The following is a 15,777-nucleotide window of genomic DNA, read 5'->3' on the forward strand; positions in this document are numbered from 1 at the left end:
CAATCTGTGCAGGTTAATGACAAAAAACTTAGGGTATTTGGCGTCTCATGTTTAATTTTTCGCACTACGTGCATCGCATGTCTTTAAAAATTTTTAGGTTTTTACCTATATAAGCCGAAACGCGCTTACAAAGCGTTTAAGACAGCAAAAAACGTCAAATTGACAAGGGAGAATTTGAATGCTAGCTACTACGGGGTTTCTTTGCCTTTTTTCCTGCTTAGTAAATTTCTTAAACACTTGCGGTGTAGGTTAGTTGCAAGTTAAAAGCAGCTAAATCGCTCTTAATCAAGCGTTTTAGAATAAAAAAAACGCCGATATTTTAGTACATAGTAAATAGCCAACCACCACGGGGCTTCTTTTGCCTTTTTTTTATTTAGTAAATTTCTTAAATATTTATGGCTAAAGCAATTTAAGAGACCGAAAATGGTGTCATTTCAGTGCCCCTGTAATGTCATCCCAGTGCCCTGACTACTTGGATCCAGGAATTTTATTAAGTTGGTGAGCATAAAAATAGCTGTTTTACGTTAAAATACAATGTTTTGATGATTATGGAAAGGCTGGATTCCAGTGCCAAGCACTGGAATGACATCCTCCCTTATGGAAATTGCTCTCAAATCACAATGTTCGTACAGCTATGGAATGAATCGCGGTATGACGGTTATCAGTAAACATGAATTACTTTAGCTATGCAATCAGGCTTCCTAAAAACACTTTGTAGCCAATCAATTCTTGAGTATAAAAAAAATTCCTTTAATAATAAGGTATGCTAATCAGGAATTTAATAAAACAAGCAACTCAAGTAGGAAGCAGTGAAAATGCAATACGGTATGTCGAATATCTCTATCAATTTGAGAAGTTTAGAAACACATTAAACCTCACTTTATCACTAATAAAGCAAAATAGGCTCTCATTTGAAATATACCAAGAGGGATTAGTGGATATGGAAGAGGGAGTGTGTAAGACAATCAGGTCTTCCAGTGTAAATAGATATGTTATTGTACTGAGGAAGTCAAACCCATACATTATAGTGCATGAACTTTCACACATGGTTGAAAATGAACTGAACTTAAATTTGGAGCAGGAATTCCTCCATAAAGTTTACCAGGATATTGAGCAGAACCTAAAGCAAGCAAATATTCTTGTGCAGAAAATTATCGGCCAAGTTATATTTAAGGAGATACAGGCTTATCAAACTGCAAAATCACGTGCATCTGAATTATTTGCACGCTATTTTGAGCTATTTGCTTGGGCGCAGGAGGTTTACCCTAAAGATAAAGAATACTTAATCCGCACTCAAGACTTAAACAAAGTGTTCCTTGCTACTGGCCAATGGAAAAAGAGCTACCTTGATTCACAAATGATGGAGAGAATAGATAAGGAAATCAAGGAATACAGCAATAAAACTGCCACTAAAGACGTAACCAAAGTGCAAAGCAGTTGGACTAATAAATTTTCTCCTGGGGGCAAAAAAATTAGCTCTATATTTGGAGATGATGATTAGCTTATAGTGCAGGCCAGACGTCATACCGCCGCGAATCGTCATACCGCGATTCATTCCACAACTGTACGAACGTTGTAGTTTGGGAGCAATTCCTACCAGTGGGGTGGGCTTTGTTGCATAGCAACTGAAAAATCTGGTGGCTACTGACAAAATTCATTATAAAATAGCCATTTAACCTTGAAAGAAAAAATATGCCACAAAAAATGAGGGTCAGTAACCATAGCGAATATAACAAATTTCTAGAAAAAAGAGGAAATATTTTTCATTATATCAACGAAGCCATAGAAAAGTGGTACGAGAATGGTCCAAAAATACCAGGTGGCAACAATATTTATAGCGATAAAGTTGTAATTTTGGTGCACATAATAACTTGTTTATTTAGAATAGGCCTGAGGCAAACAGTTGGGTTTATAGCAGGATACCTTGAGCAAATTGGGAAAAATTTGCAAGTTATCAGCTATTCACAATCATCAAGAAGGTTTAAGAAACTCAATATTAAGATCAATGATTGCAGAATTGATAAAAATAATATGGAAGATATCGAAATTGCTATAGACAGTACAGGAATTAGTATATACAACAACACTCCTGGTCATAGCAAAGAAAATAGCGAAGATAGAAAGTATCGCAGCTATGAACAGACAAGAAAATTGCATGTAATGTTGAATACAAACAGCAAAAAAGCCATAGCTGTAAAATACAGTAACGGTGTCTACTCTGATCACTATGGAGCTTGTGATTTGCTAAAAGAAGTCGATTTTCAGTATGTCATAAAAGTACTATATGCAGATAGGGCATATGACAGAGAAAAGCTCTATAAGCTGTGTAATCAATATGGTATAAAAACGAAAATTCCTCCGAAAAACAACGCAGCAGAGCATCCAAAATTGGATTATATGCTTGATAGAAATGCCGCTATTCAGTTAATGAAATTACATGGTGAGAATGGTATAAAAAGATGGAAAGAAGAAGTAAATTACGGAAAAAGATCGTATATTGAAGGATTTTTCTCAAGGTTGAAGCGAATATTTGGGTTTAGTTTTAGGAGCAAATCTGAAATTAATCGTGAGAAGGAACTGCTACTCAAGTGTTATTTGCTTAACAAATTTACTGAAATAGGCATGGCTAAGTTTGAGATAGCTTCATGAATTTATTGTACGTTACCTACTATCCGAAGAGCGATGCAACAAAGCCCACTGGGATCCAGGTTGCTCACAAGCAAACTAGCATAGAAAGTGGTTACAACATTTCCGATGAGATTGCAGAAAGGCTGGATCCCAGTGGGCTTTGTTGCATCGCTAGCTATGATGGATTAAAGATAAAAAAGATAGGGAATATCAGTAGCTTATTATTCTGGTATTTATAACAAGAACGGTCAGTGAATACCTAAATTTGAGTAAAAGAAATTTCACTACCACTCACTAATCTGGCTAAAATTCAAGAATTTCAATGCTTTAGCTATTTTCAATAGAATTAAATTTATTAATATAAATAACAAATTACTATTCTTAAATTTGATCAGATTGATTGCAAAAAAACAAGATTTTCAATAGGTTGCTTATAATCCTAACTATAGTTAGCCTTTCATAAGTAGCGATGCAACAAAGCCATCCCAGTGTCAAGCACTGGGATGACACCCTCCTAGTAGAAACGCTTTTGTAATTGCAACATTCGTGCAATCTTTAGCCATAAACATTAAGAAATTTACCAAATAAAAAAAAAGGCAAAAGAAGCCCCGTGGTGGTTGGATATTTACCATGTACTAAAATATCGGCGTTTTTTTTATTCTAAAACGCTTGATTAAGAGCGATTTAGCTGCTTTTAACTTGCAACTAACCTACACCGCAAGTGTTTAAGAAATTTACCAAGCAGGAAAAAAGGCAAAGAAACCCTAGGATAGCTAGTATTCAAATTCTCCCTTGTCAATTTGACGTTTTTTGCTGTCTTAAACGCTTTGTAAGCGCGTTTCGGCTTATATAGGTAAAAACCTAAAAATTTTTAAAGACATGCGGTGCACGTAGTGCGAAAAATTAAACATGAGACGCCAAATACCCTAAGTTTTTTGTCATTAACCTGCACAGATTGCGAAGATAAATAAATAGCTTCAGTTTCATGATAAGAGGGCTGGCGGAGTTTGTCAAGTAAGTTTTTTCGTTTCTGTGACCAGTTGGACTTAAAGTCTACACAAAAAACGTTTACAACCAACGTTCAACATGGTAAATTAAAAACGGTTTATTCCTCGGTAGCTCAGTGGTAGAGCAGTTGGCTGTTAACCAATTGGTCGCTGGTTCGAATCCGGCCCGGGGAGCGTTTCTCTGTGAAATTCTAGTGTTGATTTTATATGAACATTAAATCAGTGGTTTTATGTATACTAGATGGCTGGGGAAATGGAATAGAGAATAATAAATACAACGCTATCAGCAACGCAAATCCACCCTGTTGGCAATATATTAGCTCTAATTATCCAAAATGCAGTTTATCCGCCTGTGGAGCTGATGTGGGGTTACCTGGTGGTCAAATAGGTAATTCAGAAGTTGGCCATATGAATATTGGCAGTGGTAGAGTAGTAATGCAAAGCCTTCAGCGCATTAATCAAGAGATTGGAACAATAGAAAACAATGCAAATCTACAAAGTTTTATTAGTAATCTAAAAAGTAAGAACGGAGTATGCCATATAATGGGATTAGTGTCAGATGGCGGTGTTCATTCGCATCAAAAGCATATTTCAACTTTAGCAAATAAAATATCACAGCATGGAATAAAAGTGGTGATACATGCATTTTTAGATGGCAGAGACACATTGCCAAATTCAGGAAAAAAATGCATTCAAGAATTTACAAAGAGTATAAAGGGAAATGACACAAGAATTGCTACTGTTTCTGGGCGTTACTATGCTATGGACCGTGACAACAGGTGGAAGAGAACAATCGAAGCTTATGAGGCTATCGCATTTGCGAAGGCACCTCGTCATGATAATGCAGTATCGTTGATTGATGAAAATTATCAGAATAACATAACTGATGAGTTTATCAGGCCCGCAGTAATAGGTGACTATCAAGGTATAAAACCAGAAGATGGAGTGCTGTTGGCTAACTTTCGTGCTGATCGAATGATACAATTAGCAAGTATTTTGCTTGGCAAAACAGATTACGCTAAGGTAGCAAAATTCTCTTCAATTTTAAGTATGATGAAGTATAAAGAAGATCTCAAAATTCCTTATATTTTTCCTCCTACTTCTTTCGCTGATACTCTAGGACAAACAATAGAAGACAATAAATTACGACAATTACGTATCGCCGAAACCGAGAAATACGCTCATGTGACTTTCTTTTTCAATTGTGGAAAAGAAGAACCTTTCTCTGGTGAAGAAAGAATACTCATTCCCTCACCAAAAGTTCAAACTTACGATTTGCAGCCCGAAATGTCAGCCTTCGAGCTCACAGAAAAGCTTGTAGAAAAAATTCACTCCCAAGAATTCGCACTGATAGTTGTAAATTACGCTAATCCTGATATGGTAGGGCATACAGGTAATATAAAAGCAGCCGAGAAAGCTGTGCTAGCTGTAGATGATTGTCTTGCGAAAGTGCTGAATGCTGTTAAAAAGTCAAGCAACACCGCATTAATTGTTACTGCAGACCATGGTAACGTGGAATGTATGTTCGATGAAGAAAATAATACACCTCATACAGCACACACTCTAAATAAAGTGCCATTTATTGTGTCTTGCGATAATCTAAAACTAAGAGACGGAAGGTTATCTGACATTGCCCCTACTATTTTACAGCTACTTGGAATTAAAAAACCAAACGAAATGACAGGCAGTTCGTTGATTTCTTGCATTACCCTCTGTCATTCCAGCTAGGCAGCGTTATGCACCGGAATGACATCAAATAGATGTGTTTTAACTTAATCCAACTTTTAAATTTTTCGCTGTTAGTACTAATGATTCATTAAAGAAGCTGTCAATATCACCAATACTATCTATATTTTTTGTACTGATAGATTGGTCAATTCTTTTGACCAAATTAGATAAAACTTTATTAGGGCCAATTTCAACAAATTTGTTAATGCCACGGCTTGACATATACAAAACCATTTCTCTCCATTTCACTCTGCTTACAACTTGCTTGGCGAGTAAAGTTTTTATAACTTTGGGATCACTCTCCTCTTTAGCTGTAACATTTGATATCAAAGGAACTATAGGACGGGTTATTTTAATACCCTTCAAAAACTCCAAAACTTTTTCATCAGCAGGTTTCATAAGAGATGAATGAAAAGGCCCACTAACCTGTAATTTAATTAGTTTCCTCACACTCGAGTTTTTGAATAAATCGGGTAACATTTCAAGAGCTTCTCTAGTGCCACTTATAACCACTTGTCCGCCACCGTTATCGTTTGCAATTTCACAAATTCCGTCAATTTGAACTGATTTCAATATATCTTCCACTTCATTTATCTCTGCTCCAAGCAACGCAACCATTCCGCCTTTACATTTCAGTGAAGCTTCATGCATTGCTTCGCTGCGAACTTTCAGCAGCTTGATTGCAGACTCAAGCATTAACGCTCCTGCAGCACACAGCGCTGTATATTCGCCAACTGAATGCCCACAAACATATTTAACATTGTGATCAGTGAAAAGAGATTTGCCAAACACATGCTCCATAACACGTAGCATTGCAATTGATACTGCCATTATAGCTGGCTGAGCGTTTTCTGTAATGGTTAATTCTTCAATAGGACCGTTGAAGATTAAATGAGACAGCTTTCTATCCAATATGCTATCTACTTCATTAAATACTTGTCTTGCAACGGAAAACTCACTATATAAGCTCTTTCCCATTCCTACAAACTGAGAGCCCTGACCGGGGAAAGCAAAAATCATGATAGTTATTATTTATTCCTTATTAAATATACTACTTTATTTATTTTTTGTCAATATTTTAGAATAATGATTGACTTAGTGAATTAAGTTCACTAGAATGTTAACTGACTAAAAGTTTATAAACAACAATGAATTATCATAAAATTATTATAGTTATGACAGACGGTCAAGAGTTTGAAACTCGTTCCACTTATGGAAAGGAGGGAGATAGGGTAAAACTTGATAGAGATCCTCTTACTCACCCTGCATGGACTGGAAGTTTGACAAGCGGGTTAGCAAGTAAAACTAGCAAATTAGCTAAGTTTAACGATAAATATGGAAGCATTTTCTAATTTTCCTCCTCTTTAAGTTTTAGAGAGTTTACTGAAGCATGCATAAATACAAAAATATAGGCTATGTTGCTTCTCCATCACCAAAATCGCAGGAAGTATCTAAACTATTAAAGAAACTTAATTTTATCAATATAACAGAAGAAAATAAGTCCGAAATTGATCTACTGATAGTTGTTGGCGGTGATGGCTTTATGCTGCGTACCTTGCATAATTACGTTATAGAAAATAAAAACATGCATGTGTATGGGGTAAATACCGGCAATGTTGGGTTTTTGATGAATAAATGCTTTAGCCGCAGTGAAGATTTAATTGATCATATAGAACATGCAACTTCAACTCAGTTAACTTTGCTAAAAATGGAAGCAACAGACACAAGTGGCAAGAGGTATCACTACATAGCGGTAAACGAGGTATATGTTTTTAGAAAAGCAAACCAAATAGTAGAAATGAATATCACTATTAATGATAAGCTAAAAGTAGAAAAATTTAGAGGGGACGGAGTAATATTATCTACTCCCACAGGTAGCACTGCATATAACTTCTCTGCCGGTGGCCCAATCTTGCCGCTAAATTCAAATTTACTTGCATTAACCTCTATCAATAGCTATTACCCAAGGCATTGGAATGGAGCGTTAATATCAAACGATACAATCGTACAAATTGACATTAACGACACAAAAAACCGTCCAGCACTTGTAGTATCAGATTACAAAGAATTTCATGATATATCACAGATAAAAATACAAAAAGACCATGAGAACACAATCACTTTGCTTTTTGACAAAGATTACCCTCTGAATGAAAGAATCTTTGATAGACAATTTCTATACTAATAATTATCCGTAAATTGGTATTTACTATATCTTAATAACTATAGCGTAATCAATGCAGCATAGTAATTAATTTTGGAGTGAATATGCCTGGACCAGTAAATGAAGAACAAACAGTAACATTAATTTCTTCCACATCAATAAGTGAAGATGGCGAGATAACACCAGGAATTTTACCAATACCAGCACTTAGGACAAGTACTCCGAAAAAAAATGATGAAAATACAGCTTTAGAAGCTTTGTTAGAGGAAGAATTTAAAGAGAAAAAAAACAGCAATGCTAATTCAAGAGATCCGTTAACTCTTGAGACTCAAGTATCACCTCCTTCCCTAGAAGAAACAAAAGGTGAAGAAACTCATGTTGACGTGCCACAAAATTCAACTCTAAGCAGATCCCCTTCTCAAGAGACAGTATTTGATGATCCTGATGATCTTGATAAAACATTAACACGGTTAAGCAGAGAATCAAGTAACAAACTTAGCAATGTACCTTCAACTTCTCCACCATCATATAAGACAGATGACTCTGAAGAGTCTTTGTCACTAAATTCTGATGTAGGTGGCACAACAAATAAAAAAACAAACAGATTCTTGCCAAGAGCAAAGTATTCCATGCAGCAGAAGGGCTTTATAATTTTTACTGCAAGTGCTATTATACTCAGCACATCTGCAGCTTTATTATATTTACAAGATAAAGAAAAATTTATTGCATTTTTTACAAACAGCCCAAAATATATCACTATACCAGTTATCGCACTTGCTGCATTGCTTGCAATTGGTCCAATATTTTTTGCAACAAGGCAATTTATAGATACTGAAGAACATTCCATTCAAAAAAAAGATGCGGATAAAATTTTAGCTGAGGTGTTGGAGCACCAGCCAAAAGATAAAGCTATAAAATCTGTAAGACTGGAATATAGCAATGGCACTCATTCAAATTTTGTACTTAATGCTTGGGAAGCTAAACAAGGCTTCACTAACATTGACGAAAAAGTAATTACTAGAACTAATAAAATAAAATCAGTAATTAACGACAGACCAATATTTACTGCATTATTTACTGGTGTAGTTGCTGCAAATATAGCGTTTCCTCTAGGGCTACTTGCAACACATGGTGTTAATGGTGTACAAAAATTTTACCAAAACCCTTTGACTAATAACATAGGATTATCATTACTTATAGGTTCTGGTATACTTGCATTACTCATTGTGGGTTTTGGCATACATTATTATAGAAAAACAAATTGCACTAATCTTATATATTCGCAGGAAAAGATTGACCCTGAAAGCGTTAACAAGAAATTCATTGAAGAAATAAAACACGAAAGAACAAATGTTCTTGGGGAAAACCACGGTAAAGACGCTAAACGCAGCAGCTTAACGCTTGAGCAAGTTGTGGTTCAATCTCATAATTGTAAGGATGTTGTTTATAGTGTCGGTTAATAAAATGCATGATATGGCTAGTGCAACCCTACGTCATACCGCTGCAGACCGTCATACCGCGATTCATTCGCGGGATCTAGAGATACCGCTAACACGTAGCGGGATGACGATTGTCAGGGTAGCACCTCCCTCCTCTGTCATCCAAGTAGCTGACTGACCTTACCCAGAAAAAGTGGAGAGAAAGTTTGGAATGTTTTTCACAAAGAGAATGATGAATCAAAATGCTCAGGAATGCATAGCATTTCTCATAATAGTCCGAACAGGTCATAGGAAGGCAGAATCAACAGCACGACGAAAGGATTCGAATAGAGGAATGTTTTTCCTGGCTCTGTTTTTTATAGCAAACCAATGATGCTCAATTTTGTTGAAATCTGGAGAATAAGGCGGCAGATACAAAATTTCTGCACCAACCCCTTTAGCAAGCTTTATCAGACTTATGAAAAGTAGCATTGTCAAGAATGACAGTCTGTCCAGGTTCCAAGATCGGTGTCAAAAATTGCTCAAACCATCCATTAAAAACATCCATATTACAGTGGCCTTCAAAGGTTAACGGAACAACTATCTTTCTTCCACTTAAGGCTGCAACCATACTGATTCGTTGAGTTTTCTTTCCAGATTTTAAGGCATAAAACCGCTGTCCTTTCTGGCAATATCCGTAGGGGTAGTCTTCGGTGTTATCAATGCCAGACTCATCTATATACACTAAGTTTTTAGGTTCTTTTGTCGCTATAATTTTCAAAAATTCAGCACGTTTTTCTTCGTTTCTTTCCTTGTATCCATATGTCTTTTTTTGCGCGTAAATCCAATTTTTTTAAGGGCTCGATAGATCGTTTGGATACTAACGTTGTTCCAAAGTTTAGCCATTTCCGATAGAGTCTTTCCTCCGTGTTCTCTGGCAAATTTGGCAAAGGTATCCCAGTCGGTAATTTTGTGATTGTAACCCCCATTTCCAAGTTTTTTTGATTGAAAGTCTCCTGTTTCTTTTCTTCTTTGCTGCCACTCCCATAAAGTAGTTCGTCCAATCTTAAATCTTGCTGCCACTGTTTCTCTGCTTTCTCCTTCGTCTAGCGCTTCCATTGCTTTTTTTCTTAAATCATAACTATATGCTGCTGGCATTCAACCTCCTTATCATCATCTATCCTTATCCTATCACATCCGGACTTTTATGGAAAGAGCTATATTTTTATCAATTCTGCAATCATTTATCTTAATATTAAGTTTCTTAAACCTTCTTGATGCTTGTGAATAGCTGATAACTGCCAAATCTCTTCCTATTTGTTGCAAATACCCTTTTATAAACCCGACTGTTTGTCTTAAACCAATTCTAAAGAAACTGACGATTATATGCACCAAAATCACAACTTTATCACTATAAATATAGTTGCCGCCCTGCATTTTTGGACAATTCTCGTACCAATTTTCTATGGCGTCATTGATATAACAAAAAATGCTTCCTCTTTCTTGGAGAAATTTGTTATATTCATGGCAGTTACTGACTCTCATTTTTTGTGGCATATTTTTTCTTCAACAGTTAAATGGCTATTTATAATGAATTTTGTCAGTAACTGCCAGTTCTTTTCACTTGAGCGATGCAACAAAGCCATCCCAGTGTCACGCACTGGGATGACAAGAAGAGGGTACTTGAATAAGAGGCATTGCCCTCCTGGTAGACTCAAATTGCAATGTTCGTGTAGTTATGGATTCATTCGCGGTATCTCATCCGCTAACAAGCAGCGGAATGACGAGGTCTTTCGATAGTAAATCTTACCTATGTTAGCTATACCAAAAAATCAAGAGTAAAAAAGTCGTGTAACTCTATTTATTCATTAATAAAATCTTTGTCTTCTCCTAAAAATTAGTTAAAATGTAGGATATTTTGTGTTATTAAGTTAGCACTTGACTTAACTTTAGTTGTTACTTAGACTGCTAAAGTGGAATTTTAATTTTTTTTACGAGGACAATTATGCATTATAAAAAGTTTTTTTCAGCAGCCGCTTTAGCAACGTTGCTAAGTTTATCAAACTCTGCTTTTTCAGATCCTGTTGGTCCAATAAGTGATGAAGAAACTAGCTACTACGTTCGTTTGCAATACAACGGTGAAATTTTACCTCTTTTCACAAAAGTTGATGGTATTACCTATAAGAAAGACAATAGTGATTACAGTCCATTAAAAGCGTCTTTTATAGCTGGTGGTGGTGCGTTTGGTTACAAAATGGACGACATCAGGGTTGATGTTGAAGGAGTTTATTCATACCTAAACAAAAATGATGTTACAGATGCAAAATTTACGCCAGATACTATTGCAGACAGTTTAACAGCAATTTCAGGACTAGTTAACGTTTATTACGATATAGCAATTGAAGATATGCCTATCACTCCATATATTGGTGTTGGCGTTGGTGCAGCGTATATTAGCACACCTTTGGCAACTGCTGTGAGTAGTCAAAATGGTAAATTTGCTTTTGCTGGTCAAGCAAGAGCTGGTGTTAGTTACGATGTAACTCCAGAAGTCAAACTTTACGCTGGAGCTCGCTATTTCGGTTCTTATGGTGCTAACTTTGATAAAACTGACAAAGACGGCAAAGGGGAATTCAAAGTTCTTTACAGCACTGTTGGTGCAGAAGCTGGAGTAGCGTTTAATTTCTAGTCTATCTCAATCTTGTTATCCCAGTGGGTTTTTTCTTGTCATCCAAGTAGCATGACACTGGGATGGCTTTGTTGCATCGCTACTTATGAAAGGCTAACTATAATTAGGATTATAAGCAACCTATTGAAAATCTTGTTTTTTTGCAATCAATCTGATCAAATTTAAGAATAGTAATTTATTATTTATATTAATAAATTTAATTCTATTGAAAATAGCTAAAGCATTGAAATTCTTGAATTTTAGCCGGATTAGTGAGTGGTAGTGAAATTTCTTTTACTCAAATTTAGGTATTCACTGACCGTTCTTGTTATAAATACCAGAATAATAAGCTACTGATATTCTCCACCTTTTTTATCTTTAATCCATCATAGCTAGCGATGCAACAAAGCCCACTGGGATCTAGAAAAAAGAAATGTGGATTCCAGTGTCAAGGCACTGGAATAACACTATTTGCTATGTGTTTAAGCTATAACGTTTACCATTGTACTGGTAGAATATCATCTAAAGTTACATGATGTTATCCAATTAGCTAACACTGCGGCCTACTGTCTCCAAGAAATTAGATGGAAAATTTGTACTTTTTTCAAATCAAAGCTTGAATTTTTGCTGGAAAATCAATATATTATATGCATGAAGTTTTAATTTAAGTTGTTATGTTGACCTCAATGGCAAACTTATGTGTCGATAGCAGAACCAATCTCATGCAATATATTGCTAGGGTGCAAAAATTTCCTATGCTGTCTCAAGAGGAAGAGGTACGATTAGCAAAAAATTGGAACCAATATAAGGATGTTTCTTCTGCTCATAAATTGATTACCAGCCATTTGAATTTGGTAGTGAAAATTGCAATGAAATTCAAAAATTATGGACTATTGTTGATGGACCTGGTCATGGAAGGAAATATGGGTTTAATGCATGCAGTGAAAAAGTTTAATCCTGATTTAGGGTTTCGTTTTTCAACTTATGCGGTGTGGTGGATTGAAGCTTCAATAAAAGACTTTATATTGAAATCTTGGTCGTTTGTGAAAATAGGCACAACGCAAGCACAAAGAAGATTGTTTTTTAGTTTACGTAAAATAAAAAAAAGAATTTTACAGTATACAAACAGGGAAACCTTAAATAATGAAGAAATAAAAGCAATATCTAATGAGCTTTCTGTATCCGAAGGAGACGTTCTGCAGATGAATTACCGTATGGCTTGTAAGGATCAGTCGCTAAACGATTGCATAAAAATAGGTGATGACTCTAAAAGGGAGCTACAAGATATGATCCCATGTAACTTGGTTAGTCAAGAAGTAACCTATCAGAATCATGAAGAAAAAGAATTAAAAGAAACAATTTTAAACAATGCACTAGCGAGCCTCAACGAAAGGGCAAGAGACATTTTTATCAGTAGATATTTGTCTGAAAACATTCAAACTCTGGATGAACTTAGTAAAAAATATTGTGTTTCAAGAGAAAGAATAAGGCAGTTGGCTGAGCAGGCGATGGCTAAGGTAAAACAATATATACAATCTGAAAGTTTGAAATTTGGTTTGCATGCGTAGTTTTTTTATATTTCTAATATTTTTTTCGATAGGCGCTTTTGCATCGGTTAGTGATGTACAATTGAAGGAAAAATATAAAGATTGGCTCGTGTATACTGCATTGGAAGATGGAGAGAAAGTATGTTATATTGTATCCTATCCTAAAAAAAAAAGCGAATATTATACAACCAATCGCAAGCCGTATGTAATGGTTAGTTATGTTGATAAAAAAGCAGATGAGGTAAGCGTTACCTCTGGTTTTCAGTATGATAAGGAGCCTGTAGCTCTCAATATCGACAAAAAAATTAAATATACACTGCCCATAATACAGGGAAGTTTTGCGTGGGCAGAGCATACAAAAATAGATCAAGATCTCATTCTAAAAATGAAGCAGGGATTATCAATGGTAGTTAATGGAAAAACAAAAACAGTGACCATTGATGATACTTATTCCCTACTTGGTTTTCAAAAAGCGTATCAAAAAATGCATGATTTATGCCATACAAAGTAAATTATTGTAACAGAATAGGTAATTTTCCAGTTGTAGTATAAAACAGACTGCCCTTTCGATAAATAGCACTTTACTTTATATGGGATGTGGATATCATTTAAAATATATTTTTGAGAGTTAGCAATGTCAGAGGTTGCAGGTGTAGATACAGAAATCAAAAAGCAAAATTCTGTGTGCGAGCAGATGCGTTTTAGCGTGAGCCGCACAAGTCTTTTAAATACATTATCCAGAGTAAGTGGAGTGGTTGAAAGGCGTAATGCAATAGATGTTTTGGCGTGTATAAATATCAAAGCACAACACGGCAGCATAAAATTAATGGCAACTGATCTTGACATTTCAATGTTTGCCTCACTTGCTGCAACCGTATTAACAGAAGGAGAAGTAAAAATTTCAGCGCATACTTTACATGACATAGTGAAGAAGTTACCCGCTGATTTGGATGTCAATTTTGAAGTAAACAACCAAGGAAAATTATTGATGTCTTGCGGAAATGCAAACTTTTCTTTACCGAATGTAGTTTCAAGCAGCTTTCCTGCTCTTGAAGAAGACAATTATAAACATGATTGTACTCTACTAAATACAGACCTGATAGACTTATTAACTAAAACAAAATTTGCTGTATCACTAGATGATACAAGGTATAATTTAAATGGAATATATCTACATACAGATGAGCAATTTCTGTACTGCGTTGCAACTGATGGCCATCGTTTATCATGTATAAAGAGGCCAAAGCCTGGGAACATCAATGGCGAATTTGGTGTGATCATTCCACGTAAAACTGTTATGGAGCTGTTAAAAATATTGGACGATTGTAATGAAATTAAAGTAAAACTCTCAGGCAGAAAAATCAAGTTTACATGCGGTGAATATATTCTAATATCAAAATTAATAGATGGAACTTTTCCAAATTATAAAGCAGTTATTCCAGCATCTCAAGATAAGCATATGATTATTGAAAGTAAAAAACTTTCAGACGTTATAGATCGAGTTTCCGTTGTTGTATCTGATAAAGTAAAATCTATTAAATTCTCACTACAAGAAAAGCTGCTAACTCTGCATTCAAACTCCCAAGAGTGCAGTGATGCAACTGAATCCATAGAAGTGGACTACAATGAAGCCCCTATAGAAATAGGGTTCAACTCGCGTTATTTACTTGATGTTCTATCCTGCATAAAAAATAAATGTAAGTTTAGCTTAGCCGATGGTAATAGTGCTACAATTATCACTGATGAAGACGATTCAAGTGCATTATATGTAGTAATGCCAATGAGAACTTAAACTCGTCATCTCGCTGCTTGTTAGCGGAATCTGGAGATACCGTGGCGGTATGGCACTTATTTCACTAGCTTTTATTAAATTAGTAATCTATCTTTACCAAATATAAGCCAAAAGGTGGTGCAGTAACTCCAGCGGCACTTCTTTTGCATTGGTTTAATATATTTAGCATTTCTTGCGGATTGGTTCTATTTTTTCCAAATTCAACTAAAGTACCCACAATAATCCTCACTTGGTTATGTAAAAAGGAAATAGCAGATATTTTGATGTGTATATGATTCCCATTTTGTATTATATCGATATCATCAATTGTTCTTATCGGATTTGCGGCTTGACAATCTTTTGAACGGAAACTTGAAAGGTCATGTTTTCCAAGTAGATGTTTAGCAGCTTCACGCATAATATTTACATCAAGTGGGCTAAACACTTGCCATACATAACCCGTCTCCAGAGCGGCAGGAGCATAGCGATTAACTATTCTATATTCGTAATATCTTTTTTTTGCTGAAAACCGTGCGTGAAACGCATCATCTACAACTTCTGCATTAAGCACGACTATAGGAATTGATTTTAAATGATAGTTTATTGCATTCCTTATTCTATAAAGCTCAAATTCCTTTTCCATATCAAAATGAGCAACTTGTCCTAAAGCATGAACTCCTGCATCAGTCCTGCCACCACAGTACAAAGTAACTTTCTCACCACTAAAATTAAATATAGCATTTTCTATCTTCTCCTGGATTGAGTTAGCAGAGTGTTGCTGTTTTTGCCAACCAGAGAAATTACTACCATTATATTCTACCGTTATTTTGTATCGCACTGCATTAC

15 protein-coding genes, 1 tRNA gene and 2 pseudogenes are annotated in these 15,777 nt (G+C 35.5%); 13 read left to right on the forward strand and 5 right to left on the reverse strand.

Features of this window, described 5'->3' with window-relative positions:
• Positions 1–763: 763 nt before the first annotated feature.
• The 5 genes from OPR21_RS00920 to gpmI all read left to right on the forward strand — a co-directional run bounded on the left by OPR21_RS00920 (position 764) and on the right by gpmI (position 5,363).
• Positions 764–1,501 carry a WD_0702 family putative metalloprotease gene (locus OPR21_RS00920; RefSeq protein ID WP_012673220.1) on the forward strand — a complete coding sequence of 246 codons (738 nt, stop codon included), beginning with the start codon at positions 764–766 and terminating at the stop codon, positions 1,499–1,501.
• A 191-nt stretch (positions 1,502–1,692) separates the two neighbouring features.
• Complete coding sequence (locus tag OPR21_RS00925) at positions 1,693–2,649, forward strand: IS5 family transposase (protein WP_265029812.1); 957 nt, start codon at positions 1,693–1,695, stop codon at positions 2,647–2,649.
• Complete coding sequence (locus tag OPR21_RS00930; protein WP_236514706.1) at positions 2,646–2,867, forward strand: hypothetical protein; 222 nt, start codon at positions 2,646–2,648, stop codon at positions 2,865–2,867. Before OPR21_RS00925 ends, OPR21_RS00930 begins: the two co-directional genes overlap by 4 nt.
• 870 nt (positions 2,868–3,737) lie before the next feature.
• Positions 3,738–3,809, forward strand: a tRNA-Asn gene (locus OPR21_RS00935).
• Positions 3,810–3,842: 33 nt separating this feature from the next.
• The gene (gpmI, locus tag OPR21_RS00940; protein ID WP_265030008.1) at positions 3,843–5,363 is read left to right on the forward strand and encodes a 2,3-bisphosphoglycerate-independent phosphoglycerate mutase; all 1,521 of its coding nucleotides are present in this window, start codon (positions 3,843–3,845) and stop codon (positions 5,361–5,363) included.
• A gap of 39 nt (positions 5,364–5,402) precedes the next feature.
• Here the strand turns inward: gpmI and fabD are convergent, their stop codons facing one another.
• The gene (gene fabD / locus OPR21_RS00945) at positions 5,403–6,383 is read right to left on the reverse strand and encodes an ACP S-malonyltransferase (protein ID WP_265030009.1); all 981 of its coding nucleotides are present in this window, start codon (positions 6,381–6,383) and stop codon (positions 5,403–5,405) included.
• Between the two features lie 128 nt (positions 6,384–6,511).
• Between fabD and rpmE the strand changes: the two genes are divergently transcribed.
• The 3 genes from rpmE to OPR21_RS00960 all read left to right on the forward strand — a co-directional run bounded on the left by rpmE (position 6,512) and on the right by OPR21_RS00960 (position 8,987).
• Positions 6,512–6,715: a 50S ribosomal protein L31 gene (gene rpmE, locus OPR21_RS00950; RefSeq protein ID WP_007548602.1), complete on the forward strand. Its 204-nt coding sequence runs from the start codon at positions 6,512–6,514 to the stop codon at positions 6,713–6,715.
• A gap of 38 nt (positions 6,716–6,753) precedes the next feature.
• Positions 6,754–7,548 (forward strand): NAD kinase, encoded by a 795-nt coding sequence (locus OPR21_RS00955; RefSeq protein ID WP_141457245.1) that lies wholly within the window; start codon positions 6,754–6,756, stop codon positions 7,546–7,548.
• Positions 7,549–7,631: 83 nt separating this feature from the next.
• Positions 7,632–8,987, forward strand: a complete 1,356-nt coding sequence (locus OPR21_RS00960) for a hypothetical protein (RefSeq protein ID WP_265030010.1) — start codon at positions 7,632–7,634, stop codon at positions 8,985–8,987.
• A gap of 264 nt (positions 8,988–9,251) precedes the next feature.
• On the opposite strand, the pseudogene OPR21_RS00965 reads toward OPR21_RS00960, so the two are convergent.
• The 3 genes and pseudogenes from OPR21_RS00965 to OPR21_RS00975 all read right to left on the reverse strand — a co-directional run bounded on the left by OPR21_RS00965 (position 9,252) and on the right by OPR21_RS00975 (position 10,663).
• Positions 9,252–10,103, reverse strand: a pseudogene (locus OPR21_RS00965) (IS630 family transposase).
• Between the two features lie 42 nt (positions 10,104–10,145).
• Positions 10,146–10,502: pseudogene (locus tag OPR21_RS00970) on the reverse strand (transposase); the annotation flags it as partial.
• The gene (locus tag OPR21_RS00975) at positions 10,487–10,663 is read right to left on the reverse strand and encodes a hypothetical protein (protein ID WP_236514703.1); all 177 of its coding nucleotides are present in this window, start codon (positions 10,661–10,663) and stop codon (positions 10,487–10,489) included. The gene OPR21_RS00975 and the pseudogene OPR21_RS00970, both read right to left, overlap by 16 nt.
• Positions 10,664–10,950: 287 nt before the next feature.
• Between OPR21_RS00975 and OPR21_RS00980 the strand changes: the two genes are divergently transcribed.
• The 5 genes from OPR21_RS00980 (at position 10,951) to dnaN (ending at position 14,952) form a co-directional block, all read left to right on the forward strand.
• Positions 10,951–11,634 carry a P44/Msp2 family outer membrane protein gene (locus OPR21_RS00980; RefSeq protein WP_265030012.1) on the forward strand — a complete coding sequence of 228 codons (684 nt, stop codon included), beginning with the start codon at positions 10,951–10,953 and terminating at the stop codon, positions 11,632–11,634.
• A 377-nt stretch (positions 11,635–12,011) separates the two neighbouring features.
• Entirely contained in the window at positions 12,012–12,149 is a 138-nt protein-coding gene (locus tag OPR21_RS00985) for a hypothetical protein (protein WP_265030015.1), read from the forward strand.
• A gap of 138 nt (positions 12,150–12,287) precedes the next feature.
• Positions 12,288–13,181: an RNA polymerase factor sigma-32 gene (locus tag OPR21_RS00990; RefSeq protein WP_010963019.1), complete on the forward strand. Its 894-nt coding sequence runs from the start codon at positions 12,288–12,290 to the stop codon at positions 13,179–13,181.
• Positions 13,174–13,671, forward strand: coding sequence for an invasion associated locus B family protein (locus tag OPR21_RS00995; protein WP_006279310.1), 498 nt, complete (start codon positions 13,174–13,176; stop codon positions 13,669–13,671). Before OPR21_RS00990 ends, OPR21_RS00995 begins: the two co-directional genes overlap by 8 nt.
• 123 nt (positions 13,672–13,794) lie before the next feature.
• A complete protein-coding gene (gene dnaN, locus OPR21_RS01000) occupies positions 13,795–14,952 on the forward strand; it encodes a DNA polymerase III subunit beta (protein ID WP_265030017.1) in 1,158 nt (385 codons plus the stop codon).
• A 79-nt stretch (positions 14,953–15,031) separates the two neighbouring features.
• Here dnaN and truA read toward each other — a convergent pair whose 3' ends face one another.
• The gene (truA, locus tag OPR21_RS01005; RefSeq protein WP_010963021.1) at positions 15,032–15,769 is read right to left on the reverse strand and encodes a tRNA pseudouridine(38-40) synthase TruA; all 738 of its coding nucleotides are present in this window, start codon (positions 15,767–15,769) and stop codon (positions 15,032–15,034) included.
• Positions 15,770–15,777 lie beyond the last annotated feature (8 nt).

It is taken from the genome of Wolbachia endosymbiont (group A) of Philonthus cognatus (assembly GCF_947251755.1).
In the GTDB taxonomy this organism is placed as follows: Bacteria; Pseudomonadota; Alphaproteobacteria; order Rickettsiales; family Anaplasmataceae; genus Wolbachia; species Wolbachia pipientis.